This window comes from Streptomyces coeruleoprunus, assembly GCF_039542925.1.
Taxonomy (GTDB): domain Bacteria; phylum Actinomycetota; class Actinomycetes; order Streptomycetales; family Streptomycetaceae; genus Streptomyces; species Streptomyces coeruleoprunus.
This window is the reverse complement of record NZ_BAABIT010000001.1, coordinates 2,342,476-2,366,539: the sequence shown is the minus strand read 5'-3', so window position 1 is coordinate 2,366,539 and position 24,064 is coordinate 2,342,476. Positions and strand designations below refer to the sequence as shown.

Sequence of the window (24,064 nt, the reverse complement as noted above, 5' to 3'; positions counted from 1 at the left end):
CTTCATTCAGTCCCACTCATTTGTGTAATGGCGTCCTCACGCCACGTGCTGAAAGGCTTCTGCCGCAGGTCAATCAGATGACGAGAGGGACTTTCATGTCGGTTGGTTCGGTGGGCCCGGTCGGCGACGAGGTGCGGGCCGAGCAGGCGCCACCGCAGCAGAGCCTCGGCACCGCTGCGGCGCGGAACCTGGCAACCACCACCAAATCAGCGCCCCAGATGCAGGAGATCACCTCCCGGTGGCTGCTGCGCATGCTGCCCTGGGTACAGGTGCAGGGCGGTACGTACCGGGTGAACCGGCGGCTCACCTACGCACTGGGTGACGGCCGCCTGACGTTCGTGCAGACCGGTGAGCGGGTCGAAGTGGTCCCCGGCGAGCTGCGCGAGCTGCCCGCCCTGCGCGACTACGAGGACGAACTCGCCCTCACCGAGCTGGCCAACCGGTGCGCGCAGCGGCAGTTCGGGCCCGGCGAGGTCGTCGCCGAGGCCGGCGCGTCCGCCGACCGGGTCTTCCTGCTGGCGCACGGCAAGGTCGAGCAGATCGGCACCGGCCCGTACGGTGACGAGGCCGTCGTCGACGTGCTCGCCGACGGCGCGTACTTCGGCGACGCCGCCCTCCTCGACGGCGAGGCGACCTGGGAGTACACCCACCGCGCGGCCACCTCCTGCGTGATGCTGGAGCTGACCCGCGCCGACGTCCTCAACCTCGCGGAGCGCGCCGGCTCGCTGGCCTCCCACCTCGCCGGCCTCGCGGCCATCCCGCACCAGCGCACCAACAAGTACGGCGAGAAGGAGATCGACCTCTCCGCCGGACACGTCGGCGAGGCCGTCGTCCCGCACACCTACGTGGACTACGAGTCCAAGCCGCGCGAGTACGAGCTGAGCGTCGCCCAGACCGTGCTGAAGGTCCACACCCGGGTCGCGGACCTCTACAACCAGCCCATGAACCAGACCGAGCAGCAGTTGCGGCTCACGGTCGAGGCGCTGCGCGAGCGGCAGGAGCACGAGCTCATCAACAACCCGGAGTTCGGGCTCCTCTCCAACTGCGACTACGGGCAGCGGCTCCAGCCGCACGACGGCGTGCCCAGCCCGGACGACATGGACGAGCTGCTGTCCCGCCGGCGCGGCAGCAAGCTGTTCCTGGCCCACCCCAAGGCGATCGCCGCCTTCGGGCGGGAGTGCAACAAGCGCGGACTGGTCCCCGAGAGCGTCGACATCGGCGGCCACAAGATCCCGTCCTGGCGGGGCGTCCCGATCTTCCCGTGCAACAAGATCCCGATCTCCGACGCCCGTACGACGTCCATCCTCTGCATGCGTACGGGCGAGGCCGACCAGGGCGTCATCGGCCTCCACCAGACGGGTCTCCCGGACGAGATCGAGCCCAGCCTGTCCTGCCGCTTCATGGGCATCGACGAGCAGGCGATCATCTCGTACCTCGTCACGGCCTACTACTCGGCCGCCATCCTCGTGCCCGACGCGCTCGGCGTGCTGGAGAACGTCGAAGTCAGCCGCTGGCGGTGAGAAACCGGGTATGGGCGGGGGTGTCCTGCACCGACGCCCCCGCCCATACCCCTGCGCGGAGGAGTGGAGGAAGTGACCGTGACCATGACCAGCACGGACCGGGCGGGCACGGCGGAGGAGGGCGGCGGCGCGGCCGCGCTCCTCGACCGCACCCGTCACGTCGTCAACCCCCAACTGCGCTCCACCGTCGAGTCGTTGCCCGGCTCCCTTCGGCGTGTGGCGATGTACCACTTCGGCTGGGTCCACGCCGACGGCTCCCCGGCCACGGGGCAGGCCGGCAAGGCGATCCGGCCGGCGCTCGTCCTCGCCGCGGCCGGCGCGCTGGGCGCCGACCCCGCCGCCGCCGTGCGGGGGGCGGCCGCCGTGGAGCTGGCGCACAACTTCACGCTGCTCCACGACGACATCGTCGACGAGGACGCCACCCGCCGGAACCGGCCCACCGCCTGGACCGTCTTCGGCATGCCGGACGCCCTCGTCGCGGGCGACGCGATGCTCGCCCTCGCCCTGCGGGTCCTCGCCGACGACCCGCACCCCGCGTCGGCCGCCGCCTCGGCGCGGCTCGCCGCGTGCGTGGTCGAGCTGTGCGCGGGCCAGCAGGCCGACTGCGCGTTCGAGGGGCGCGGCCCCCACGACGTGTCGCTCGACGAGTGCCTGGCCATGGCCGAGGCCAAGACAGGCGCGCTCCTCGGCGCGTCCTGCGCCCTCGGCGCGCTGTACGCGGGCGCCGGGGAGGAGGAGGTGGCGGCGATGGACGCGTTCGGCCGGGAGGCGGGGCTCGCCTTCCAGCTGATCGACGACCTGATCGGCATCTGGGGCGACCCCGAGCACACCGGCAAGCCGGCCGGCGCCGACCTGGCCGCCCACAAGAAGTCGCTGCCCGTGGTCGCCGCGCTCACCTCCGGGACGCCCGCGGGTGCGGAGCTGGCCCGGCTGTACGCCCAGCCCGTGCTGGACGAGAAGGACGTCTGGCTGGCCGCCGACGCCGTCGAGCGGGCGGGCGGGCGTGACTGGGCCCAGGCGGAGGCGGGCGACCGGATGGCCCGCGCGCTGCACCAGCTGTCGCGGGCGGTGCCGGATCCGGGGGCGGCGGGCGACCTGCTGTCCCTCGCGGAGTTCGTGACGCGCCGTACGTACTGAGCGCCGGCGCCGTTTCGCTGTGGGCAGGGCGCCACGACTGCCCACAGCGGGAACGGCGGGTCAGCCGCCCGGCACGATGCGGGTCACCAGGGTTTCCACCACCCGGTCCAGGTCCGCGGCCGGCAGCATGCCCGGCAGGGTGAAGTGTTCGAGCAGCAGGCCGGTCATGGCCAGGTACAGGGTCAGCACGGTGTCCGCGTCGCCCGGCAGCCCCGCGTCCAGGTGGAAGCGGATGTTGCGGTCCAGCTCCTCCCGTACGGCACGGTTCAGCTCGGCCTGGAGGGCGGGGCGCCGGGTGGCCTCCAGGCGCAGCTCCAGCATCGCGAGGTAGCCGGTGCGCTCCTGCGTCATGCGCCGGACCAGCCACTTCATCAGCTCGGCGACCAGTGCGCGGTTCGGCTCCGGGCGCATCGCGGTGTCGATCTGCTCGGCGTCCGGGGTCATCCGTACGTGGATGCGGGCGCCGGCCTGGGTCAGCAGGTCGTCGCGGCCCGTGAAGTAGTTGGACGCCGTGCCCGCGGGGACGCCGGCCTGCGCGTCCACGGCCCGGAAGGTCAGCCCCCGGGCCCCGTCGCGCGCCAGCACGTCGATGGCGGCGTCGAGCAGCGCCGCCCTGCGCTCCGGGTTTCTGGCCATCGGGTCTCCTTTTTCGTCTGCCGGGTGTCCGAAAAACGCCCTTGCTCAACCACTACGGGTGAAGCACTATATCCGTCGTGGTTGCGGCGGTCGCAGCCACATCCCCGCTCCCCTCGCGAAGGACCGACTTGCGCAAGCTCACCTACTACATCGCCTGCTCCATCGACGGCTTCATCGGCGACCCGGAGGGCGACGCCACCTCGATGTTCGCCTTCGTGAACGAGGAGTTCCTGGAGTTCGTCAAGACCGAGTACCCGGAGATGCTCCCCACCCAGGGTCGCCGGATGATGGGCATCGACGACCTGGAGAACCGGCGCTTCGACACGGTCGTCCAGGGTCGCGGCAGCTACCAGCTGGGCCTCGACGCGGGCCTCCCCAGCCCGTACAACCACCTCCGCGAGATCGTCGCCTCCCGCACGCTCGAGGAGTCCCCGCACCCCAACGTCGAGCTCGTCTCCGGCGACCTCGTGGCCCGGATCCGCGAGCTGAAGGCCGAGGACAGCCCGTACGGCATCTACCTCTGCGGCGGCTCGACCATCGCCGGGCAGCTGCTCGACGAGATCGACGAGCTGGTGATCAAGACGTATCCGCAGGTCTACGGCTCCGGCATGCCGATGTTCGGCACCGGCTTCTCCGTCACCGACTTCACGCTCGAATCGGTCCGCACCCTCGAGAACGGCATCCTGGTGCGCACCTACAGCCGTAAGCGCTGAACCGCAATACCCTGGAGGCATGGCGAGCGAAGGACGCCGAACCGTCCACCGCCCAGAGGCGGGCGAGGCCCGAGAGCCGCACTGCCCCGCCTGTGGACAGCCTGTCGGTACGGCCATCAAACGACGCAAGGTGCTCGGCGCGTGGGTCCCCGTCTGGCGGCCCCGCCCGTGCCACAACCCGCAGTGCGTCCTCTTCGGCAGGACGCCCCACGAGGCCAAGGACTGGGCCTGGCGCAAGAAGCGGAGAGGATCCCAGACCGAGCCGGGCAACAGCACCAAGATCGGCTGAAGTCAGACCCGGGGGGTGTCCGGCCTCACGCCGGAGGCAGTCATACCGCTACAGTCCGCGCCATGTCATCGGAGTCGACTGAAGTCTGGACCGGCTGGTACCGGGACCGCCGGGGTGCGGAAGCGATCGTCATCGCGGCGGACGGGCGGGCCGTCACCACCCGGATCAGGGGTGTGGAGTACCGGGGCGGCGGCTTCGCCGCCCTGCGCGCGACGGAGGAGAACGGCGGCCTTCCCCTGGCCGGCTGCGTACTGGAGTGGGACCTGCCGCTGCCGGTCCTCGCCGACGGCGTCTCCCAACAGGGCACGCTCAGCTGCCTGTTGGCGCTGGGTGAAGCGCTGTCCGACGGCTCACCCGAGCGGGTGGACCTGCAGGTCACACTGCACTGCGGGGGAGCGGCCTACGAATCGGGCGTGACCGGGGGCGACTTCGAGCAGGCCCTCGACCGCATCCTGCGCCAGCTGCCGCCCGGGGCCCGCTTCGAGCGCACCCTCCTCGAAGCGGCCTGACCCCCGCCGGCCCGCAACGCACAAGGCGCCCCGCGCGGAGCGGGGCGCCTCGTGTGCGTACGGTCAGGAGACCGCTGCCACCGCGGCGGCGATGCCGTTGCGCCACAGGTAGTCGACGCGGGCGCGCTCCTGCGCGTTCGGGTTCGCGTTCTGGCACGACGGGCCCGGTCCGCCGCCCGACATCAGCTCACTGCACGGACCGGAGTAGTGGTCCGGCAGGCCCAGGACATGGCCGGTCTCGTGCGCCGTGACTCTGGTGGAGTTGTAGATCTGGTTCTGCCGGTAGTCGAGGAAGATGTACCCGCGGCCGTGCCCGTCGGTGCTGGCGTACGAGCCGCGCGAGTCGTTGCCCTCGTAGTAGCGGAAGTCCGGGTTGCTGCCCTCCTGGAGCTTCACATTGCTGACCGAGCTGTTCCAGATCTGCGTCGAGCGGGCTATCTGCGTGCGGAAACTCGGGGCGTTCGCCGCCGAGTAGACGACGGTCACGGCCTGCGCGCCCGGGGTGGCGGCACGCTTCTTCGCGACCGACTTCATGACGGCGTCGAAGAACGCCTTGTTCGCCTTCGCCTCCTCCGCGGAACCCGAGTACGCGGAGTACGCGGACTGCTGGGTCATCGGCTTCGCGGCGGCGGTGGCCGTGGCGGTCGTCGCGGGCACGGCGGCGAGAGCGGCGGCGACGCTCAGCGCGGCGGCCAGCACGGCCCTGGGGTGCTTCATGGGGGGCTCCCTAGCTCGTCCTGAACGGTTGGGTGGACGCGTTCGGTGGACAGAGTGTCGGGGAGCGGCAGGCCCGTACGGATGATGCCAACGGGCGATAGCACGACCGCATCGCTCCCGGCAACAGCCTTCGGGGGCAAGGAAATTGACGCGGTCAAGGTGTCTGGTGCGGTGCAAGGTGCCGCCCTACGCTCGGACCATGGAGCTGGAGGTGAGGCATCTGCGGGCGCTGTGCGCCATCGCCGACACGGGCAGCCTGCACAAGGCGGCCCGGCAACTGGGCATGAGCCAGCCCTCGCTGACCACCCAGCTGCGGCGCATCGAGAACGCGCTCGGCGCCGAACTCTTCACGCGCGGACGGACCGGCTGCCGCCCGACCCCCCTCGGCCACACCGTCCTCAGCCGCGCCCGCCCCCTCGTGGCGCAGATGTCGCTGCTCGTCACCGAGACCCGCGCGGCCGCCGCGCGCGCCGACGGGGCCCGGCTGCGCATCGGCTCCACCGCGAGCCGCGCCCTCGCCGGCTGGCTGCGGCGCTTACGGCAGCGGTTGCCCGGCACCGACATCAGCCTCCACACGGACGTCTCGGCCAACGCCCTGCTGCGGGCCGTCGCCGCCGCGCAGCTCGACGTGGCGTTCGTCCACGAGGTCGAGGGCTGCCCCCTGCGCGTACCGGACGGCCTCGAACGGCGCGTCCTCGTCGAACGGGAACCCCAGTTCATCTCCATGGCCCGCGACCACCCGGCCGCCGCCGCCCCGGTCGTCGACATCACGGACCTCGCCGATGACCGCTGGATGGTCGACCCCACGGTCGACGGCGAGTGGGACGGCCTGCGCCGCGTCCTCGCCGCCGCCGGGATCGACCCGCCCGTCCTGCACGCCGATTACCACACGGCGGCCTCGCTCATCGTCGTCGGCGAGGCCGTCGCCCCGTGCCAGCCCACCTCCGGGCCGCGCGACGACATGGCGATCCGGCCCTTACGGGACGACCCCCTGGCGGTCAGGCTGCTGCTGTGCCACCGCCCGGACGACGACCCGCCCGCCCTCTACGACACGGCGTACGCCGAACTCGCCGCCGCCTACCGCGAGGCGGCCGTCCGCACCTCCGCCTACCGTCAGTGGCTCCTGCGTCACGGGAGTCCGCTGCTGCTCGCCGGCTGAGGAACCGGCCGCGCCCCGGACAGCAGGTGACCCGCCAGCCAGTCGGCCGTGGCCGCGAGCCAGTCCGGGCGGGCGTTGCCCAGCAGGTGGTCGCCGTGCGGCACCGCCAGGAGCGCGGCGCCGGGGGCCGTACGCGCCAGGGACGCGCCGTGCTCCACGCCCGGGATGTCGTCCGTCGCGCCCTCGACCACCAGGACGGGGCAGCCGATCGTGGGCGCCGCCTCGCGCAGGTCCACCCGGCCGGCGAAGTCCCGTGCCGCGTCCCGGCTTCCGCAGCGCTGCGTGAGCGTGTCCGTGACGAACAGGGGCAGCTCCTCCCAGGTCAGCCGGTAGGGGCCGCTGACCGCCACCGCCGCCCGCACCCGTGGCTCGCGGGCCGCCGAGACGGCCGCGTAGTAGCCGCCCAGGCTCATGCCGATCACCCCGACCCGGCCGGCGTCCACGTCCTCGCGCGCCGCCAGGACGTCGATCACCTCGGCGACCACGCGGTCGTAGTCCGCGCGCGGCGCGCTCGACGTGGCGAGGACGCCCTGCCCCGGGCCGTCCACCGAGCACACCGCCACCCCACGCGCCAGCAGCGCCCCGGCCACGCCGTGGAACTCCTCCTTCGCGGAGTCGAGCCCCGGCACCAGCACGGCCACGGGCACCGGCCCGCCGTTCCCCGCCGGGCGCCGCAGCCGGCCCGCGAACGCCGCCCCCCGGAGCCGTACCGCCGACGGCTCGACGAGCCGGAGCGCCCGCGTCATCGCCTCGTCGGCGGCCGTGGCGGCGGCCTCCCGCAGCCCGGAGTCCGGGTGCGGCACGAGCGTCGCGAAGTGGAACCACCGCGCGGCCGAGCGCAGCGCCTCCGCGGCCGAGACGGTACGGCCCCGGGCCACGGCCTCGTCGGCCACCGCCACCAGTCGGTCGCCCACCGCGCGGAAGGCGGCCGGCCAGTCGTACAGGGACTCCAGCCGGTCCGTGACGCGCTCGTACGCGAACGGGTCCAGGCCCGCGCCGAACGCGCGCGACCGGTTGCCCACCACGAAGGGCGCGAGGACGCCGGGCTGATCGAGGAAGCAGGACATGCCCCCACTCCACCCGGCGACCCCGCGCCCCGTCCAACAACCGGCCGTCCGGACCGACAACCACCGGTTGTCACCTAGGGTGAACGGCATGATCAGGGACCGCGGCCCGGACATCGACGTCGACCTCGCCCAGGTCAGGGCGTTCACCGTGACCGCCGCACTGCGGCACTTCGGACGGGCCGCCGGGGAACTCGGCATCACCCAGCAGGCCCTGTCCAAGCGCATCGCCCGCCTGGAGGCCCGGCTCGGCGTACGCCTCCTGGAGCGCGGCGGCGGCACGGGCGTCCGGCTCACCGATGCGGGCGCCCGGTTCCTGGGCCCCGCCCGCGAGGCCCTGGCGGCGGGCGAACGGGCCCTCCGCGCCGCCCTCGGGCCGCAGCGGCCCCTGCGCCTCGACGTCTGGGGCCATCTGTACGGCCCGCTGCGCACCCTCGCCCACGTCCTGGCCGACGCCCCGCACCTCGACGTCGAGCCCGGCAACGGACGCGACCACCCCTCCGTGGCGCAGGCCCTCCTGCGCGGCGAGGCGGACGCCGGCCTGGGCCGCGTACCGACGGCCCCGCGCCACGCGCCGGGCCTCGCGCACCGCGTCGTCCGCCTCGAACCCGTCGACGCCGTCGTGGGCGCCGCCCACCCCCTGGCGGGCGCCGGCCGGCTGCGCCCGGCGGACCTGCGCGACGGCACGCTGCACCACCCGGCGGAGCCCGGCCGCCTCGACTTCCTGTCCCGGTTCGCCGACCGCTTCGGCATCGCGCGCCGCACGGGCGGACCCAATCTGGGCCTGGCCCCGCTCCTCGCGGGGCTGCGCGACGACCCGTCGGGCTTCTCGCTCTTCCCGGCCGACGCGGCGCCGGACGCGGCCACGGCCGGCGCCTCCGGCGTCCGCTTCATCCCCCTCGTCGCCCCGACCCCGCTCTACGCCTGGTCCCTGCTGTGGCGGACAGGCGGGGCCACGGGCACCCCGGACACCGCCCGCGTCCCGGGCGGGCCCGGCGCCCCCGACTCTGACGGCGTGCCGGACTCTGACGGTGCTCCCAGCGGTCGCGGCGTCCCGGACCTTGCCGGCGTGCCGGGCGGCCCCCTCGCCCCGGGCCCTCCTGGCGTGCCGGCCGGTCGCGGCACCCCGGACCCTCCCGGCGCCCCGGACGGCCCCGGCGCGCCGCCCGCCCTGCGCCCGCTCCTCGACGCCTTCGCCCGCACCGCCCGTTCGCGCCGCTGGCTGGAGTACGACCCGGCCCGCGACTGGATGCCGGACGCCCTGGACTGACCCGCACGGGCCATGCGTACCGTTCCGTCCCATGGAGAGGACCGAGCGGCCCGGGACCGGCGACCGGAGGCGGCCGCGGCCGGGCGACCTGCTGCTCCTGGCCGCGGCGGTGGGCACCGGGCTGAGCGTGGCGAGCCACTGGTGGGCCCTTCCCACGGCTGTCGCGGCCTTTCTGGCGGGCCGTCGCCCCGGCAGGACGGTGGCGGCCGCGCTGACGCTGGCGGCGGTGGTCGTGGCGGCCGTGCCGGCCGCGCTGCTCGTCCCGTCCTGGCTGGCCCTGGGCAGCGTGTTCGTGGCCGTGGTGGTGCTCGCCGCCATGCTGCCGTGGTTCGCGGGCCGCTTCTGGTGGCAGTACCGGGAGCTGGTCCGGGCCGGCTGGGAGCGGGCCGCCCACCTGGAGCGCGAGCAGCGGCTCGTCGCCGAGCAGGCGCGGCTGCGGGAGCGGGCCAGGATCGCCCAGGACATGCACGACGTCCTGGGCCACGACCTCAGCCTGATCGCCCTGTCCGCCGGCGCCCTCAAGCTCGCGCCCGGCCTCGCCGAGGAGCACCGGGCGACCGCGCACGACATCAGGGCCAGGGCCGCCGCGGCCGTCGAGCGGCTCGGCGAGGTCGTCGGCGTCCTGCGGGAAGGCACCGACGCTCCGCCACGGACGACGCCGGACACCAGCCTCGCGGGACTGGTCGCCGCCGCGGCCGCCGCGGGCCTGCCGGTGGAACTGCGGGGCGAGGACCCTCACCCGCACGGCGAGGCCGTGCTGCCGCCCCTCGTCGGGCGGGCGGCCCACCGCGTCGTCCAGGAGGCCCTGACGAACGTCGCCAAGCACGCCCCCGGCGCCCCCACCACCGTCCACGTCTCCCGCACGCGAACGGACACCCGTATCCGCGTACGCAACGGCCCCGCCGCCGCCCCCTCGGCGGCCCGGCTGCCCTCCGGCGGCGGGCACGGCCTCGTCGGCCTCGACGAACGCGTCCGGCACGCCGGTGGCACCCTGCGGTACGGCCCCGAGCACGGCGGCGGGTTCACCGTCGAGGCCCGGCTCCCGCACACGCCCCCATCCGGCCCGCCCCGTCCCACGGAGGACGAGCCGGGCGCCGTGCTGCCGCGGGAGCACCACCGCGCCCGCCGCCGCACCGCCCTCGCCCTGGCCGCCGCCGTCGTGGTGCCCCTGGCCTCCGGCGCCCTGCTCACCGGGGCGCTCGTGGGCTGGGAGTCGCTGACGGCGGCCGACGCGGTACTCGAGCCCGGCGACTACGCCCGCCTCCGGATCGGGCAGGATCGCTCCGAGGTGGAACGGGTGCTGCCGGACCGTCAGTTGGTGAGCCGGCCCGTCGTACCCGAGCCGGAGGGAGAGGGCATCGCATGCGAGTACTACGCCATGACGGCCGAACGCTTCGACGACCGTTCGGGCGACACGTACCGGCTGTGCTTCCGCGACGGCCTGCTCGTGGCGAAGGACGCGCTCACCCCGGCCCCGTGACGTCCGGAGGCCCGCGGTGATCCGGGTCCTCGTCGCCGACGACGAGCCGATGATCCGCGCGGGCGTCCGCGCCGTCCTGGCCACCGCCCCGGACATCACCGTGGTCGCCGAGGCCGGGGACGGCGGGCAGGCCGTGGACCTGGCGCTGCGTCACCGCCCCGACGTGGCCGTCCTGGACATCCGCATGCCGGGCCTCGACGGCATCCGGGCGGCGGAGGAGATCCACCGCGCCCTGCCGGACACCGGCGTGATCGTGCTGACGACCTTCGGCGAGGACGACTACATCCTGCGGGCGCTCGGCGGCGGCGCCACGGGCTTCCTCATCAAGTCGGGCGAACCGGAGGAGCTGATCGCCGGCGTGCGCGCCGTGGCCGACGGGGCCGCCTACCTGTCACCGAAGGTCGCCGCCCGGGTCGTGGCGCACCTCGCCTCCGGGGGCGCCGGGGCCGGGGCCGCCCGCCGCCGGGCCGCCCGGGAACGGGTGGCGGGGCTGACCGTCCGGGAACGGGACGTGCTGGCCCTGCTCGGCGCCGGGCTGACCAACGGGCAGATCGCCCGCCGCCTCGGGGTGGTGGAGGGCACCGTCAAGGCGCACGTCAGCTCCGTCCTGGCCCGCCTGGGCGTCGACAACCGGGCCGCGGCCGCCGTGGTCGCCCACGAGGCCGGGGCCGTCGCCGCCCCGGCGCCGGACCAGGTGTGAGGCCAGCCGCGCGGCCGGCGCGGTGACCACCAGGAACACGGCCGCCACCACGGTGCCGCCGAGCACCGCGCCCGCCAGCACGTCGTGCGGGTAGTGGACGCCCACCAGGACCCGCAGCAGCCCGGCGGCCGCCCCGAGCGGCAGCGTCAGCAACGCGAGCCGGGGCCGCACCAGGGCCAGGCCGATCGCCAGCGCGGCCGCCAGGGTGGCGTGGTTGCTGGGGAACGACCAGTCGCCCGGCTCCGGGCACGGGGCGACCGCCCGGACCGCCCCGAACACCCGGCAGGGCCGCTCCTCGTCCACGACCGTCTTGACCGCCTCGCTCACCGCGTACGCGGCGACCGTCCCCACCCCCACCACGACCGCCGCCACGGCGCCGCGCACGTCCCGGCGGCGCACGGCCGTCCAGGCCACCCACGTCAGCAGCAGTCCCAGGAGCACCAGCGTCCCCTCGCCGGCGCTCTCCATGACCGTCCCCGCCCACGCCGGACCGCCGGCGGCCGCCCCGGCGAGCGAGCGGTACGCCTCCGCCGACGCCCCCGCCCTCACTTCGACCGCCCCGGCCACGCCCAGCCCGCCCGGCGACAGCCCGGCGACCACCGCGGCCCCCGCCCCGAGCAGCGCCACCGCGCCCAGCGCCCGCAACCCGACTCCGTGTCGTTCTTCCTGTTCCATGGCACCGACCGTAGGAAGCCAGGCGCCCCGGCGAACGCCCCGAAAGGCAGGGACCACCCCTGACGAAGGTCGGGGTTGACGCCACTCGGCCCTGGTGACGTCCCGCCGCACCGGGGAACGGCGAAGGGCCCGACCCCTGCGGGCGGTCGGGCCCTTCACACGTCCGGTGGACCGGGAAGGTCAGGCCTTCTTGGTCTCCCAGAAGATGCGGTCGATCTCGGCGATCAGCTCCAGGGCCTTCTCACCCGTCTTCGGGTCCGTCGACGCCTTGGCGGCCGAGAGGGCCTTCAGGGTGTCGTTGACCAGGGTGTGCAGCTCCGGGTACTTCTCGAAGTGCGGCGGCTTGAAGTAGTCGCTCCACAGCACCGACACGTGGTGCTTGGCGAGTTCGGCGCGCTGCTCCTTGATGACGGTGGCGCGGGCCTGGAAGTGCGGGTCGTCGTTGGCGGCCATCTTCTCCTGGACGGCCTTGACCGACTCGGCCTCGATGCGGGCCTGGGCGGGGTCGTAGACACCGCAGGGAAGGTCGCAGTGCGCGCTGACCTTCACCTTCGGGGCAAACAGGCGGGAGAGCATGAAGCTGTCCTTCCTCGTGATCGTCTTCTCAGGTGGGACATTACTCGGTGAGAGACGTCTTTTCGCGAGTGCCCCCTGGGGCTTAGGACAAAAGTCCAGGGAGATCATGGGACTCGTGGAGGAAGCACACGAAGGGTGCCGGGAAGATGGTGGCCCGGAAGGCGGTGGGTGCGGATGACGGAGCAGGGGCGCGGGCCGGTGCTGCCCTTCGGGGTCGCCGAGGTGACGGGGCCGTCCATGGTGCCGACCCTCCGTCACGGCGATCAGCTGCTGGTCCACTACGGGGCGTGCCTGCGCCCCGGTGACGTGGCCGTGCTGCGCCACCCGCTCCAGCAGGACCTGCTGATCGTCAAGCGGCTGGCCGAGCGGCGCGACGGCGGCTGGTGGGTGCTGGGCGACAACCCGGGGGCCGAGGTGGTCGACAGCCGCGCCTTCGGCGTCGTACCGGACGGGCTGGTGCTGGGGCGGGTGCGGGCGCGCTACCGGCGGCTGCGGCCCGGGCGTCAGCGGTCCGTCGGTGTGGTGGTCACCTGGCTGCTCTCCGCGGTGCGGCCCGTGCTCGCCGACCGGTCGCTCTCCAGGCGCTTGCGGGCCCGGTAGGCGGCCACGTTCGCGCGGGTGGCGCACCGGTCCGAGCAGTAGCGGCGGGAGCGGTTGGTCGACGTGTCCAGGTAGGCGTTGCGGCAGGGCGCCGCCTGGCACAGGCCGAGCCGGTCGGCGCCGAACTCGGTGAGGTGGAAGGCCAGGCCCATGGCGGCGATCGCGGCGTACCCCGCGGTCGCGTTGGACGGGTGCTCGGCCAGGTGCATGTGCCAGCGCGGCCGGCCCTCGTCGTCCAGCTGGTCGTGGCCGGAGATCTGCGGGCTCACCGGGAACTCCAGGAGCAGCGAGTTCAGCAGGTCCACCGCCCGTGCCTGATCGCCCCCGTCGGCCGCGGTGAAGACCGCCCGCAGCCGGGCCCGTACGGACCGGAACCGTGTCACGTCCGCGTCGGTCACCCGTCGCGCCAGCTGCGACATGGCGCCGAACAGGTCACGGACCGCCTCCACCGAGGTGAGGGAGTCCTTGTCACGCGCCGGCTCCTCGGTGTTCACCAGTCGCACGGCGTAATCCGAGTAATAGGCCAGTTCCACTTGTAGTCCTTACCGGGACGGTCTAGGGTTCGACAGGTCAAGCGTAAGAGATGAGCAGCGGCTGAGGGTATTACGGAGGACGTCATGGCCGAAGTCACCGCGACCACCGACTGGCGGGCCTGGCAGGACAGCTGGGACCGGCAGCAGGAGTGGTACATGCCCGACCGGGAGGAACGGTTCCGCGTCATGCTGGACATGGTCGAAGCGTGCGTCGGAACCGCCCCCCGGGTGCTCGATCTCGCATGCGGTACAGGGAGTATCACGGCCCGGCTGCTCGCCCGGTTCCCCGACGCCACGAGCACCGGGGTCGACCTCGACCCCGCCCTCCTCACCATCGCCGAAGGGTACTTCGCCGGCGACGACCGTGTCCGGTTCGTCCGGGCGGACCTGAAGGACCCCGCGTGGGTGCGGAGCCTGCCGTACGACACGTACGACGCCGTCCTCACCGCCACGGCCCTCCACTGGCTGCACGAGGAGCCGCTGACCGCGCTCTACGGGCAGCTCGCCGGACTCGTCCGGGAGGGCGGCGTCCTGATGAACGCCGACCACATGAGGGACGAGTCGACGCCCCGCATCAACGCCGCCGAACGCGCCCACCGCCACGCCGCCATGGACCGCGCCCGGGCCGACGGCGCCCTCGACTGGGCCGAGTGGTGGGCCCTGGCCGCCAAGGACCCGGTCCTCGCCGGACCCACCGCCGAGCGGTTCGTCCTCTACGGCGAGCACGCGGACGGCGACACGCCCTCGGCCGACTGGCACGCCCGCACCCTGCGCGCGGCCGGCTTCACCGAGGCCCGCCCCGTCTGGGCCTCGCCCAGCGACACGCTGGTGCTCGCCCTGCGCTGAGCCACCGCACCAGCCCACGCCGAAGGGGCGGTACGGAGCCTTCCGTACCGCCCCTTCGTGCCGGTCAGAGCACCTTCGACAGGAACGCCTTCGTGCGCTCGTGCTGCGGGTTGGTCAGGACGTCGCGCGGGTGGCCCGACTCGACCACCACACCGCCGTCCATGAAGACCAGCGAGTCGCCGACCTCGCGGGCGAAGCCCATCTCGTGCGTGACGACGACCATCGTCATGCCCGACTCGGCCAGGTCGCGCATGACGTCCAGGACGTCACCCACCAGCTCCGGGTCGAGCGCCGACGTCGGCTCGTCGAACAGCATCAGCTTCGGCTCCATCGCCAGCGCGCGGGCGATCGCCACGCGCTGCTGCTGGCCGCCGGAGAGCTGCGACGGGTAGTGGTTCGCCCGCTCCTTCAGGCCCACGCGGTCCAGCAGCTTCAGCGCCCGCTCCCGGGCCACCGCCTTGGACTCGCGCTTGACCTGGACCGGCGCCTCCATGACGTTCTCGACGGCCGTCATGTGCGGGAACAGGTTGAAGCGCTGGAAGACCATGCCGATGTCCCGGCGCTGGAGCGCGACCTCGCTGTCCCGCAGCTCGTACAGCTTGTCGCCCTTCTGGCGGTAGCCGACCAGCTCGCCGTCGACGTACAGCCGGCCGGCGTTGATCTTCTCCAGGTGGTTGATGCACCGGAGGAAGGTCGACTTGCCGGAGCCGGACGGGCCGACGAGGCAGAACACCTCGCGCGGCGCGACCTCCAGGTCGATGCCCTTGAGGATGTGCGCGGCGCCGTAGGACTTGTGGACGCCCTCGGCCTTCACCATGGCGGTCATGCGGTACCTCCCGCCGGGCGGCTGGACAGCAGGGACAGGTTCTTCTTGATCTTCTGCCAGGGGGTCGGCGGCAGGGTCCGCAGCGAGCCCCGGGCGAAGCGGCGCTCCAGGTAGTACTGGCCGACGCTGAACACCGACGTCAGGGCCAGGTACCAGATCGACGCCACGAAGAACATCTCCATGACCGCGAACGAGGTCGCCGCGATGTCCTGCGCACTGCGCAGCAGGTCCTGGTACTGGACCGCGACGACCAGCGACGAGGTCTTCAGCATGTTGATGAACTCGTTCCCGGTCGGCGGGATGATCACCCGCATCGACTGCGGGAGGATCACGCGGCGCATCGTCTGCGCCTGCGTCATGCCGAGCGCGTGCGAGGCCTCGGTCTGGCCCTCGTCGACCGACTGGATGCCGGCCCGGACGATCTCCGCCATGTACGCGCCCTCGTTGAGGCCGAGACCCAGCAGGGCGGCCAGGAAGGGGGTCATGACGTCGGTCATCTCGTCCTTGTAGAACCCGATGTTGAAGATCGGGAAGATCAGGGCGAGGTTGAACCAGATCAGGAGCTGCACATAGACCGGCGTGCCGCGGAAGATCCAGATGTACAGCCAGGCGATGGCGCTGGTCACCGGGTTCCGGGAGAGCCGCATCACGGCGAAGACCACACCGAGCACCAGGCCCAGCAGCATCGACACGACGCTGATGAGGATGGTGTGCCACAGACCGGTGAGGATGCTCGTGTCGAACAGCTTCTCCGGCACGGTGGCCCAGCGGACGTCACCCTGCGAGAAGGCGTACGCCAGGGCCACCAGGAAGAAGACCACGACGGCACCGCTGATCCAGCGCCCGTAGTGGCGCACCGGGATGGCCCGGATGGCCTCGGGCGGGATCACGTCGGGGGCGGCTGCCCCGTCCCCGGACGCGGTCTTCTCCAGTTTGTTGTTCTTGTCGCTCACGACGACTGCCCTTCAGTGGTACGTGGGTCAGGAGCCGCCGTTGATCACTGCCTTGGTGATCGCGCCGTCGCCGGCGCCCCACTTGTCGAGCGCCGCCTTGTAGGTGCCGTCCGCGATGATCGCGTCCAGGGCCTCCTTGATGGCGTCGCGCAGCTGGGTGTTCTTCTTGTCCACGGCGATGCCGAAGTAGCCGGCGTCCGACTTGTTGGCGATGGCCTCGAAGTCGTTGCCGCCGCCCGCCGTCTTGGCGATGTACGCGGCGACCGGCGAGTCGTTCAGGTCGGCGACGGCGCCGCCGGACTTCACACGGGTCTGGGCCTCGGCGTCGGTCGGGAAGGACTCGACGGTGAGCTTGCCCTTGCCGTCCTTCTCGCACTTGGCGGCCAGCTCCTTGGCGGCCGTCTCGTACGTCGTGCCGCGCTGCACGGCGATTTTCTTGCCGCACAGGTCGTCGAGGCTCTTGATGCCCTGCGGGTTGCCCTTCTTCACCAGGATGCCGGTGCTGGCGGTGAAGTAGTCGACGAAGTCGACACCGGTGCCGGTCTTCTTGCCCTTGTCGTCCAGGCCCTCCTGGCGGGCCTTCGTGTCGGACATCGAGGACATGATCACGTTGTAGCGGCCGGTCGGCAGGGCGCCCAGCAGCGTGTCGAAGGTGCCGCTCGTGAATTCGAACTCGACACCGAGCTGCTTGCTGAGGGCCTTGGCGATGTCGGGGTCGACGCCGACGATGTCGTTGCCCTGCTTGAACTCCATCGGGGCGTAGGTGGCGTCGGTGCCGACCTTGATGACGCCGGCCTTCTGGATGTCCGCGGGCAGCTTGGAGAACAGCGGAGCGCTGCTCTTCACGGCTCCGGAGTCCTTGTCCTTCTTGCCGGACTCGGTCTGGTCACCGCAGGAGGTGAGCAGCAGGGAGCCGGCGACCGCGATCGCAGCGACCGCGGCGGCCTTGGACGTCCGGCGCGTCCCGGTCTGCGCGGCGGTCGAGCGGCGGGTGGTGCTTGCGGTCATGGTCGGGTTCCTCCGGCGGGTGAAAGGAATACCAATGGGTCGGGCACGCACCTTCGGGTGTCGCGACCTCGTGTGATTACGGCATCTTGCCATTCGGACCACCTCGAACAAGGGGCTCCGCATGTCAAAATCGGATAACGGGTGACCCCCGAACCTCAACAACCCGGTCCATCAAGGCCGAACCTTCTGCGGGAACTTTGCCTCCCGGCCGGAAAATCTCCGGTTGATCTCGTCATGTGGACGTCATGGAGTCTGCAATCCGGGCTCACGGCGACTTGTCCAGACATTCGCCTATGAGTCATGTCACCGCGTCGCGGTCCGGTCCGGGGCGAATAGCCGGAAGTGTCGCCGGAAGTCACCCGGTCGCGGCAGATCCTGTCCAGCGCGGCCGGGCCGGGGTGCCCCCAGCCGCTGACGAGCCGTTCCCGAGTCCGGAGCGAGGCGTCTCACCGGAAACTGACTCGTCGGTAGGGCCCTCCATCCGGTAAGAAGGATCCTTACACCCCTCATCCGGGGCTCAGGGCGCGTTGTGCGGCGCGCCCGCGCGTCCGTACCAACCCCTGCGAGGGCGGGCCCATCCGCCACGCGCAGGGCACGGACACGGTGCCAGCCCACCCCTCCTCAACCAGGAGTGGCCACCCTCAAATGATGAAGACTTAAGGGGTCAACCCACATGGCAGCGGAGATCGTCAACCCTCACAGCGACAGCGATACCGACAGCGGTACGCCGAACGCTTCTCACGACGAGCCCTTCGATCCGGCATTCGCCCTCCACAGGGGCGGCAAGATGGCCGTGCAGGCCACCGTTCCGGTGCGCGACAAGGACGACCTGTCCCTCGCGTACACCCCCGGCGTCGCCAAGGTGTGCAGCGCCATCGCCGAGCAGCCGGAGCTCGTGCACGACTACACCTGGAAGTCGCAGGTCGTCGCCGTCGTCACGGACGGCACCGCGGTCCTCGGCCTCGGTGACATCGGCCCGGAGGCCTCCCTCCCCGTGATGGAGGGCAAGGCCATCCTGTTCAAGCAGTTCGGCGGCGTGGACGCGGTGCCCATCGCACTCGCCACGACCGACACCGACGAGATCGTGGAGACGGTCGTCCGTCTCGCGCCCTCGTTCGGCGGCGTGAACCTGGAGGACATCTCGGCGCCCCGGTGCTTCGAGATCGAGCGCCGGCTCCAGGAGCGACTGGACATCCCGGTCTTCCACGACGACCAGCACGGCACGGCCATCGTCACCCTCGCCGCCCTGCGCAACGCGGCGAAGCTGACCGACCGGGGTCTCGGCGACCTGCGCGCCGTGATCTCCGGCGCCGGCGCGGCCGGTGTCGCCATCGCCAAGTTCCTGCTGGAGGCCGGCCTCGGTGACGTGGCCGTCGCCGACCGCAAGGGCATCGTCAGCCGCGACCGCGAGGACCTCACGCCGGTCAAGCGCGAGCTGGCGGAGATCACGAACAAGGCCGGCCTCTCCGGCTCCCTGGAGTCCGCCCTCGCCGGCGCCGACGTCTTCATCGGCGTCTCCGGCGGTACGGTGCCGGAGGCGGCCGTCGCCTCCATGGCGCCGGGCGCGTTCGTGTTCGCCATGGCCAACCCGAACCCGGAGGTCCACCCGGACGTCGCGCACAAGTACGCGGCGGTCGTGGCCACCGGCCGGTCGGACTTCCCGAACCAGATCAACAACGTGCTCGCCTTCCCCGGCATCTTCGCCGGCGCCCTCCAGGTGCGGGCCTCCCGCATCACCGAGGGCATGAAGATCGCCGCGGCGAACGCGCTCGCGGACGTCGTCGGTGACCAGCTGGCCGCCGACTACGTGATCCCGTCGCCGTTCGACGAGCGGGTCGCCCCGGCGGTCACCGCCGCCGTGGCCGCGGCGGCCCGCGCGGAGGGCGTCGCCCGCCGCTGAACCATCGGCCGAACGGGCCGCGCAGCACCTCTCGCGGGGTGCGGCGCGGCCCGTTTCGCGTTCCGGGGGCCGCGCCGGCCCTTCCGCCGCGGCCAGTCGCTTGGACTCTTTCCGCCAGTGCTTGGACCGGTCGTGTGGTGTTCGGCGTTTCTCCTCCCGGTGTTCACGCCGGGCTGCTGTGATGCCGCGCGCCGACACCCACCACAGGAGGCGCGAGTGAATCTGGTCGTCAACGGAGACGCCGAGAGCGGGCCCGGAGGGGCACCCGAGCCCGTCACCACCGTGACCGGCTGGCAGGTCCTCCAGGGCGCCCCCGCCCTCATCGCCTACAGCTACGGCGGCGGCTACCCGACCGCATCGGACCCCGGCCCCACGCCCCGCGGCAGCCGCTTCTTCTCCGGCGGCAACAGCCCCCGCACCGCACTGCTCCAGGACATCGCCCTGCCCGCCGACGGCACCACCGGCCACGCCGCGATCGACGCCGGCCGGGTGCGCTACACCGCCACCGCCTGGCTCGGCGGCTACGCCGCCCAGGAGGACGGCGCCCGGCTGTCCGTGGAGTTCCGCGACAGCCGCGGCACGCCGCTCGCGCTGTCCGTGCTCGGGCCCGTCACCGCGGCCGAGCGCAAGAGCCGTACCGGCCTGGTCCGCCGGGAGGCGGTGGCCGCGGTGCCGCCCGGCGCCCGCACGGCCCGCGTGCTGCTCTCCCTGACCCGTACCGGAAGCGGCACCTCCAACGACGGCTACGCCGACGCCGTCTCCCTCGTCCTGACCGCCACGCCGACCACGGCCGGAGGTGCCGCATGACCCTCAACCGCCGTGACCTGCTCAAGGCCGCCGGAGCCGCCGGAGCGCTCAACCTCGCCTGGCCGCTCAGCGCCGGCCTGTCGCCCGCGCAGGCCCGCGAGGCCGCCGAGGCGCTGGGCGCCACGTACGACGCCGCGCCCTTCACCCTCGGCGTCGGCTCCGGCGACCCGCAGCCGACGAGCGTGGTGCTGTGGACCCGGCTTGCGCCCGAGCCGTTCGCCGAGGAGCAGCGGCTGCCGGAGATCGTGGAGGTCGGCTGGGTCGTCGCCGAGGACAGCGCGCTGTCCCGGGTCGTCGCCCGCGGCACGTACCCCGCGTCCGCCACCCTCGGCCACAGCGTCCACGTGCCCGTCCACGGCCTCACGCCCGGCCGCCCCTACTGGTACGCCTTCACCGCGCTCGGCGCGACCAGCCGCACCGGCCGCACCAGGACCGCGCCCCTCGGCCCCGTACCGCGCGTCCGGTTCGCCTCCGCCAACTGCCAGCACTTCCCCTCCGGCCACTACGCCGCCCACCGCGGCATCGCCCGCGAGGACCTCGACTTCGTCGTCCACCTCGGCGACTACATCTACGAGGGCGGCCCCACCGGCAGCTCCCTGCGCGACCACAACGCCCCCGACCCCCGCACGGTCGGCGACTACCGCAAGCGCCACGCCCTCTACAAGGGCGACCCGTCCCTGCGCGAGGCGCACGCCGCCCACCCGTGGTTCCTCACCTGGGACGACCACGAGGTCGTCAACGACTACAGCGGTACGGGCGGTGGCGCGCCCTTCCTCCAGCGCCGCGCGGCCGCGTACCAGGCCTGGTACGAGCACATGCCGCACCGCGACGGCGGCCCGCTCACGTCGGCCCTCCCCGACCCGGTCATCCACCGCCGCCGCACCTGGGGCGACCTGCTGGAGCTGACCGTCCTGGACCTGCGCTCGCACCGCTCCGCGCAGAACCTGGCGGACGGCACCATCCTGGGCGCCGAGCAGAAGGCGTGGCTGAAGCAGGGCATCAGCCAGGCACCCGACGCGTGGCACGTGTGGGCGAACTCCATCATGCTGAGCCAGCTGCGCGGCCGGCCCGGCGGCTCGTACATGTTCACCGACCAGTGGGACGGCTTCCTCGCCGAACGCAAGGAGGTCCTGACCCACGTCCACAGCAGCGGCCTGGAGGACCTGGTCGTCATCACCGGCGACTGGCACTCCGCGTTCGTCGACGACATCCGCCCCGACTTCGACGACACGTCGTCGCCGGTCATCGGCACGGAGTTCACCGCCCACTCGGTGTCCTCGTCGGCCTACTCCGCCGACTGGAACGCCACCAACGGCCCGCTGATGGGCCGGGCCAACCCGCACCTGAAGTACTTCGAGGGCAACCGGTACGGCTACGACGTGTACGAGGTGACGCCGGAACGGTTCAGCACGCACATGCGCGTCATCGCCGACCGCCGGGACCCCGCCTCGCCCGTCACCACCCTCACCACCTTCCACGTGGACCGGGGCCGGGCCGGCTCCTACGAGGACCCGGCGACCAAGGGCTCCCCGGCCCAGTGGCGCCGCGACTGAGGCGAGGGACGCGACGGCCGCGACCGACGTGCCCGACGTGACCGACGCGTCGGGCGTGACGTACGGGATGCGCGTCACACCGGTGCGTGGTTCCGCCACGCACCGGTGGCGCCCTAGGGTCGGGGCCATGTTCGCTGCCTACGCCGCCCGCATCGACCGCGACCAGCCGCTCAGCGGCCTCGAATTGGGCGAACGCCCGGAGCCCGAGGTACGCCCCGGCTGGACCACCGTCACCGTCAAGGCCGCCTCCCTCAACCACCACGACCTCTGGTCCCTGCGCGGGGTCGGGCTCGGTGAGGACAAGCTGCCCATGATCCTCGGCTGCGACGCGGCCGGCCTGGACGAGGACGGCAACGAGGTCGTCATCCACTCGGTCATCGGCCAGACCGGCCACGGCGTCGGCCCGCGCGAGCCGCGCAGCATCCTCACCGAGCGCTACCAGGGCACCTTCGCCGAGCGCGTCGCCGTCCCCGCCTGGAACGTGCTGCCCAAGCCGAAGGAGCTGAGCTTCGAGGAGGCCGCCTGCCTGCCGACCGCCTGGCTCACCGCGTACCGGATGCTCTTCACCAACGCCGGCGTGCGCCCGGGCGACTCCGTGCTCGTCCAGGGCGCGGGCGGGGGCGTCGCGACCGCCGCGATCGTCCTGGGGAAGGCCGCCGGGCTGCGCGTGTACGCGACGAGCCGTGACGAGGCCAAGCGGAAGCGGGCCGTCGAGCTGGGCGCCCTCGACGCGTTCGAGCCTGGCGCGCGGCTGCCGCAGCGCGTCGACGCGGTCATCGAGACGGTCGGCGCGGCCACCTGGTCCCACTCGGTCAAGTCCCTGCGCCCCGGCGGCACGCTGGTCATCTCGGGTGCGACGAGCGGTGACCGGCCCTCGCACGCGGAGCTGACCCGGATCTTCTTCCTGGAGCTGAAGGTCGTCGGCTCGACCATGGGCTCGAAGGACGAGCTGGAGGACCTGCTGTCGTTCTGCGCGGCGACCGGGGTGCGGCCGGTGATCGACGAGGTGCTGCCGCTGGACCGGGCGCGGGAGGGCTTCGAGAAGATGGCGTCGGGCGACCTTTTCGGGAAGATCGTCCTGACGACCTCGTGACCCGACTCTTGATGGATCGTCAGATCCGCTGATGGGATCTCCGGCATCGCGTACGACACGCCACGCCATGCCGGAGGTCTCATGCGTACCACCGTCAGCGCCGTCGCACTCTCCGTACTCCTCGCCGTGGGCCCGCTGCCCACGGCCTCCGCCGCGGCCCCTGTCCCGGCCGCCGCCCCGGGCATCCCGCCGCTCACCGACGACCGCGGCCGCGTGCTCACCCTGCGCGGCTGGAACGTCGAGGACAAGACCAACCGCGGTGACGCCGCCCTCTCCGCCATCACCGAGCGACACTTCCGCGACCTGCGCGCGCACGGCTTCAACACCGCCCGTCTGCTGGTCTTCTGGGACGACCTGGAGCCCCGGCGCGGCCACTACAGCGAGGCCTACCTGCGGAAGATCGAGCGGGTCCTGGACTGGGCGGAGAAGTACGGCGTCCACGTCGTCATCGACGCCCACCAGGACGTCTTCGGCCCGGCCTTCGGGCACCGGGGCGTCCCCGCCTGGGCGACCCGCACCGACGGGCTGCCGTTCCGGCCGCACCCGGACGACTGGTTCGCCGAGTACTTCGAGCCCGCCGTGCAGCGGGCGTTCACGCACCTCTACGAGGACGCGGACCTGCGGCGCGCGCAGGCCGCGATGTGGAGGGTGCTCGCCGCCCGCTTCGCCGGCCATCCCGCCGTGCTGGGCTACGACCTCATCAACGAGCCGATGGGGGAGCTGCGGGAGGGCGAGGACCTGCCGGCGGCGGCCCGCAGGATCGAGGCCGAGCAGCTGACGCCGATGTACGGCAGGCTGGCGGCGGCGGTGCGGTCGGTGGACCGCGACAGCTGGCTGTTCGTGGAGCCGACGCCGATCGTGGGCGAGGGCGTGCCGACCGGGCTGGGGAAGATCAAGGACCCCAAGGTCGTCTACGCCCCGCACTTCTACAACGCGGCCATGGAGGCGGGCCGGGACTACGACCCGGACGCCGGGTGGATCGAGGCCTACGAGGCGGCCGTCGTCGCGTACCCGAAGACGTACAAGGTCCCGGTGGTGGTGGGGGAGTGGGGCCCGCTGAACAACGGGCTGCCCAACATGGGCCGCTTCTACGAGGACGCGCTGGCCTCGCTGAACCGCTACAGCTCCGGGTGGGCCGGCTATGTGTGGTGCTACGGGGGCGGGTACTGCGCACTCGACGCTCAGGGCCGCTTCCGTACGAACAAGGAGCGCACGGCCGCCCCGTACGCGGCGGCGGTGGCGGGCGCGGTACGGGAGCAGCACCATGCCCCGGACTCGTACCGGCTGACGTACGACGCCGGGCGCGGCCTCGGGGCCACGGAGCTGTCGCTGCCGCCGCGGGCGCGGGGCTGGCGGATACGGGTCGAAGGCCGTGCCTGGCCGCGGACGCGCGTGGTGCCGCCCGGCGAGGCGGCGCGGGTCCGGATCCATGCCGTGCCGGGGGCGACGGTCACCGTTCTCGTCAACCAGGGTTGACGCGACGGCGGGTGTCAACCTAGA

At 72.8% G+C, this 24,064-nt stretch carries 24 protein-coding genes and 1 pseudogene; 16 read left to right on the top strand and 9 right to left on the bottom strand.

Translation table 11 applies throughout. The annotated features are described in order from the left end of the window. Positions 1-95 precede the first annotated feature (95 nt). Positions 96-1,520: a family 2B encapsulin nanocompartment shell protein gene (locus ABEB09_RS10000; protein ID WP_345689235.1), complete on the top strand. Its 1,425-nt coding sequence runs from the start codon at positions 96-98 to the stop codon at positions 1,518-1,520. 84 nt (positions 1,521-1,604) lie between these two features. Then, positions 1,605-2,657, top strand: coding sequence for a family 2 encapsulin nanocompartment cargo protein polyprenyl transferase (locus tag ABEB09_RS09995; protein ID WP_345693892.1), 1,053 nt, complete (start codon positions 1,605-1,607; stop codon positions 2,655-2,657). A 60-nt stretch (positions 2,658-2,717) separates the two neighbouring features. On the opposite strand, the gene ABEB09_RS09990 is transcribed toward ABEB09_RS09995, so the two are convergent. After that, positions 2,718-3,293: a TetR/AcrR family transcriptional regulator gene (locus tag ABEB09_RS09990; RefSeq protein WP_345689233.1), complete on the bottom strand. Its 576-nt coding sequence runs from the start codon at positions 3,291-3,293 to the stop codon at positions 2,718-2,720. Between the two features lie 128 nt (positions 3,294-3,421). On the opposite strand from ABEB09_RS09990, the gene ABEB09_RS09985 reads away from it, so the two are divergent. The 3 genes from ABEB09_RS09985 (at position 3,422) to ABEB09_RS09975 (ending at position 4,804) form a co-directional block, all read left to right on the top strand. Further along, a complete protein-coding gene (locus ABEB09_RS09985) occupies positions 3,422-4,006 on the top strand; it encodes a dihydrofolate reductase family protein (RefSeq protein ID WP_345689231.1) in 585 nt (194 codons plus the stop codon). A gap of 19 nt (positions 4,007-4,025) precedes the next feature. Beyond that, positions 4,026-4,295, top strand: coding sequence for a hypothetical protein (locus tag ABEB09_RS09980; protein ID WP_345689229.1), 270 nt, complete (start codon positions 4,026-4,028; stop codon positions 4,293-4,295). A gap of 62 nt (positions 4,296-4,357) precedes the next feature. Further along, positions 4,358-4,804, top strand: a complete 447-nt coding sequence (locus tag ABEB09_RS09975; RefSeq protein ID WP_345689227.1) for a DUF6304 family protein — start codon at positions 4,358-4,360, stop codon at positions 4,802-4,804. 63 nt (positions 4,805-4,867) lie between these two features. Here the strand turns inward: ABEB09_RS09975 and snpA are convergent, their stop codons facing one another. Next, complete coding sequence (gene snpA, locus ABEB09_RS09970) at positions 4,868-5,521, bottom strand: snapalysin (protein ID WP_345689225.1); 654 nt, start codon at positions 5,519-5,521, stop codon at positions 4,868-4,870. Positions 5,522-5,720: 199 nt separating this feature from the next. Between snpA and ABEB09_RS09965 the strand changes: the two genes are divergently transcribed. Further along, entirely contained in the window at positions 5,721-6,680 is a 960-nt protein-coding gene (locus tag ABEB09_RS09965) for a LysR family transcriptional regulator (protein WP_345689223.1), read from the top strand. Here ABEB09_RS09965 and ABEB09_RS09960 read toward each other — a convergent pair. Continuing rightward, a complete protein-coding gene (locus ABEB09_RS09960) occupies positions 6,650-7,747 on the bottom strand; it encodes an alpha/beta hydrolase family protein (RefSeq protein ID WP_345689221.1) in 1,098 nt (365 codons plus the stop codon). The two genes, ABEB09_RS09965 and ABEB09_RS09960, sit on opposite strands and share 31 nt — an antisense overlap. 88 nt (positions 7,748-7,835) lie before the next feature. On the opposite strand from ABEB09_RS09960, the gene ABEB09_RS09955 reads away from it, so the two are divergent. Genes ABEB09_RS09955 through ABEB09_RS09945 form a run of 3 tightly spaced genes read left to right on the top strand, consistent with a single transcriptional unit; the run spans position 7,836 to position 11,194 of the window. Then, positions 7,836-9,014 (top strand): LysR family transcriptional regulator, encoded by a 1,179-nt coding sequence (locus ABEB09_RS09955; RefSeq protein WP_345689219.1) that lies wholly within the window; start codon positions 7,836-7,838, stop codon positions 9,012-9,014. A 31-nt stretch (positions 9,015-9,045) separates the two neighbouring features. Next, the gene (locus tag ABEB09_RS09950) at positions 9,046-10,494 is read left to right on the top strand and encodes a sensor histidine kinase (RefSeq protein WP_345689217.1); all 1,449 of its coding nucleotides are present in this window, start codon (positions 9,046-9,048) and stop codon (positions 10,492-10,494) included. Between the two features lie 16 nt (positions 10,495-10,510). Continuing rightward, the gene (locus ABEB09_RS09945; protein WP_345689215.1) at positions 10,511-11,194 is read left to right on the top strand and encodes a response regulator; all 684 of its coding nucleotides are present in this window, start codon (positions 10,511-10,513) and stop codon (positions 11,192-11,194) included. Between the two features lie 36 nt (positions 11,195-11,230). Here ABEB09_RS09945 and ABEB09_RS09940 read toward each other — a convergent pair. Further along, positions 11,231-11,662: pseudogene (locus ABEB09_RS09940) on the bottom strand (phosphatase PAP2 family protein); the annotation flags it as partial. Between the two features lie 387 nt (positions 11,663-12,049). Beyond that, a complete protein-coding gene (gene sodN / locus ABEB09_RS09935) occupies positions 12,050-12,445 on the bottom strand; it encodes a superoxide dismutase, Ni (protein ID WP_345689213.1) in 396 nt (131 codons plus the stop codon). Positions 12,446-12,619: 174 nt separating this feature from the next. On the opposite strand from sodN, the gene sodX reads away from it, so the two are divergent. Beyond that, positions 12,620-13,045, top strand: a complete 426-nt coding sequence (sodX, locus tag ABEB09_RS09930; RefSeq protein WP_345689211.1) for a nickel-type superoxide dismutase maturation protease — start codon at positions 12,620-12,622, stop codon at positions 13,043-13,045. Here the strand turns inward: sodX and ABEB09_RS09925 are convergent. Beyond that, a complete protein-coding gene (locus ABEB09_RS09925) occupies positions 12,949-13,578 on the bottom strand; it encodes a CGNR zinc finger domain-containing protein (protein ID WP_345689209.1) in 630 nt (209 codons plus the stop codon). The genes sodX and ABEB09_RS09925 overlap by 97 nt on opposite strands. Positions 13,579-13,662: 84 nt before the next feature. On the opposite strand from ABEB09_RS09925, the gene ABEB09_RS09920 reads away from it, so the two are divergent. Further along, the gene (locus ABEB09_RS09920) at positions 13,663-14,424 is read left to right on the top strand and encodes a class I SAM-dependent methyltransferase (RefSeq protein ID WP_345689207.1); all 762 of its coding nucleotides are present in this window, start codon (positions 13,663-13,665) and stop codon (positions 14,422-14,424) included. A gap of 64 nt (positions 14,425-14,488) precedes the next feature. Here the strand turns inward: ABEB09_RS09920 and ABEB09_RS09915 are convergent, their stop codons facing one another. From ABEB09_RS09915 to ABEB09_RS09905, 3 genes are read right to left on the bottom strand one after another with little or no spacing between them, the layout of a single operon-like run. Beyond that, positions 14,489-15,250, bottom strand: coding sequence for an amino acid ABC transporter ATP-binding protein (locus tag ABEB09_RS09915; protein WP_345689205.1), 762 nt, complete (start codon positions 15,248-15,250; stop codon positions 14,489-14,491). Next, the gene (locus ABEB09_RS09910; RefSeq protein WP_345693891.1) at positions 15,247-16,182 is read right to left on the bottom strand and encodes an amino acid ABC transporter permease; all 936 of its coding nucleotides are present in this window, start codon (positions 16,180-16,182) and stop codon (positions 15,247-15,249) included. Before ABEB09_RS09910 ends, ABEB09_RS09915 begins: the two co-directional genes overlap by 4 nt. 48 nt (positions 16,183-16,230) lie before the next feature. Then, complete coding sequence (locus tag ABEB09_RS09905) at positions 16,231-17,211, bottom strand: ABC transporter substrate-binding protein (RefSeq protein WP_345689203.1); 981 nt, start codon at positions 17,209-17,211, stop codon at positions 16,231-16,233. 673 nt (positions 17,212-17,884) lie between these two features. On the opposite strand from ABEB09_RS09905, the gene ABEB09_RS09900 reads away from it, so the two are divergent. The 5 genes from ABEB09_RS09900 (at position 17,885) to ABEB09_RS09880 (ending at position 24,040) form a co-directional block, all read left to right on the top strand. Then, positions 17,885-19,111, top strand: coding sequence for an NAD(P)-dependent malic enzyme (locus tag ABEB09_RS09900; RefSeq protein ID WP_345689201.1), 1,227 nt, complete (start codon positions 17,885-17,887; stop codon positions 19,109-19,111). 216 nt (positions 19,112-19,327) lie between these two features. Further along, the gene (locus tag ABEB09_RS09895; protein WP_345689199.1) at positions 19,328-19,918 is read left to right on the top strand and encodes a phosphoesterase; all 591 of its coding nucleotides are present in this window, start codon (positions 19,328-19,330) and stop codon (positions 19,916-19,918) included. Next, positions 19,915-21,471, top strand: a complete 1,557-nt coding sequence (locus ABEB09_RS09890) for an alkaline phosphatase D family protein (protein ID WP_345689197.1) — start codon at positions 19,915-19,917, stop codon at positions 21,469-21,471. Before ABEB09_RS09895 ends, ABEB09_RS09890 begins: the two co-directional genes overlap by 4 nt. Positions 21,472-21,598: 127 nt before the next feature. Continuing rightward, entirely contained in the window at positions 21,599-22,564 is a 966-nt protein-coding gene (locus ABEB09_RS09885) for a zinc-binding dehydrogenase (RefSeq protein ID WP_345689195.1), read from the top strand. 81 nt (positions 22,565-22,645) lie between these two features. Next, the gene (locus ABEB09_RS09880; RefSeq protein ID WP_345689193.1) at positions 22,646-24,040 is read left to right on the top strand and encodes a glycoside hydrolase family 5 protein; all 1,395 of its coding nucleotides are present in this window, start codon (positions 22,646-22,648) and stop codon (positions 24,038-24,040) included. The last annotated feature ends 24 nt before the right edge of the window (positions 24,041-24,064 follow it).

Coding starts and splice junctions, on each gene's coding strand:
- ABEB09_RS09885 (WP_345689195.1), top strand. CDS start 21,599: ATGTTCGCTGCCTACGCCGCCCGCATCGACCGCGACCAGCCGCTCAGC.
- ABEB09_RS09975 (WP_345689227.1), top strand. CDS start 4,358: ATGTCATCGGAGTCGACTGAAGTCTGGACCGGCTGGTACCGGGACCGC.
- sodN (WP_345689213.1), bottom strand. CDS start 12,445: ATGCTCTCCCGCCTGTTTGCCCCGAAGGTGAAGGTCAGCGCGCACTGC.
- snpA (WP_345689225.1), bottom strand. CDS start 5,521: ATGAAGCACCCCAGGGCCGTGCTGGCCGCCGCGCTGAGCGTCGCCGCC.
- ABEB09_RS10000 (WP_345689235.1), top strand. CDS start 96: ATGTCGGTTGGTTCGGTGGGCCCGGTCGGCGACGAGGTGCGGGCCGAG.
- ABEB09_RS09905 (WP_345689203.1), bottom strand. CDS start 17,211: ATGACCGCAAGCACCACCCGCCGCTCGACCGCCGCGCAGACCGGGACG.
- ABEB09_RS09915 (WP_345689205.1), bottom strand. CDS start 15,250: ATGACCGCCATGGTGAAGGCCGAGGGCGTCCACAAGTCCTACGGCGCC.
- ABEB09_RS09965 (WP_345689223.1), top strand. CDS start 5,721: ATGGAGCTGGAGGTGAGGCATCTGCGGGCGCTGTGCGCCATCGCCGAC.
- ABEB09_RS09990 (WP_345689233.1), bottom strand. CDS start 3,293: ATGGCCAGAAACCCGGAGCGCAGGGCGGCGCTGCTCGACGCCGCCATC.
- ABEB09_RS09980 (WP_345689229.1), top strand. CDS start 4,026: ATGGCGAGCGAAGGACGCCGAACCGTCCACCGCCCAGAGGCGGGCGAG.
- ABEB09_RS09880 (WP_345689193.1), top strand. CDS start 22,646: ATGCGTACCACCGTCAGCGCCGTCGCACTCTCCGTACTCCTCGCCGTG.
- ABEB09_RS09955 (WP_345689219.1), top strand. CDS start 7,836: ATGATCAGGGACCGCGGCCCGGACATCGACGTCGACCTCGCCCAGGTC.
- ABEB09_RS09995 (WP_345693892.1), top strand. CDS start 1,605: ATGACCAGCACGGACCGGGCGGGCACGGCGGAGGAGGGCGGCGGCGCG.
- sodX (WP_345689211.1), top strand. CDS start 12,620: ATGACGGAGCAGGGGCGCGGGCCGGTGCTGCCCTTCGGGGTCGCCGAG.
- ABEB09_RS09920 (WP_345689207.1), top strand. CDS start 13,663: ATGGCCGAAGTCACCGCGACCACCGACTGGCGGGCCTGGCAGGACAGC.
- ABEB09_RS09890 (WP_345689197.1), top strand. CDS start 19,915: ATGACCCTCAACCGCCGTGACCTGCTCAAGGCCGCCGGAGCCGCCGGA.
- ABEB09_RS09950 (WP_345689217.1), top strand. CDS start 9,046: ATGGAGAGGACCGAGCGGCCCGGGACCGGCGACCGGAGGCGGCCGCGG.
- ABEB09_RS09900 (WP_345689201.1), top strand. CDS start 17,885: ATGGCAGCGGAGATCGTCAACCCTCACAGCGACAGCGATACCGACAGC.
- ABEB09_RS09960 (WP_345689221.1), bottom strand. CDS start 7,747: ATGTCCTGCTTCCTCGATCAGCCCGGCGTCCTCGCGCCCTTCGTGGTG.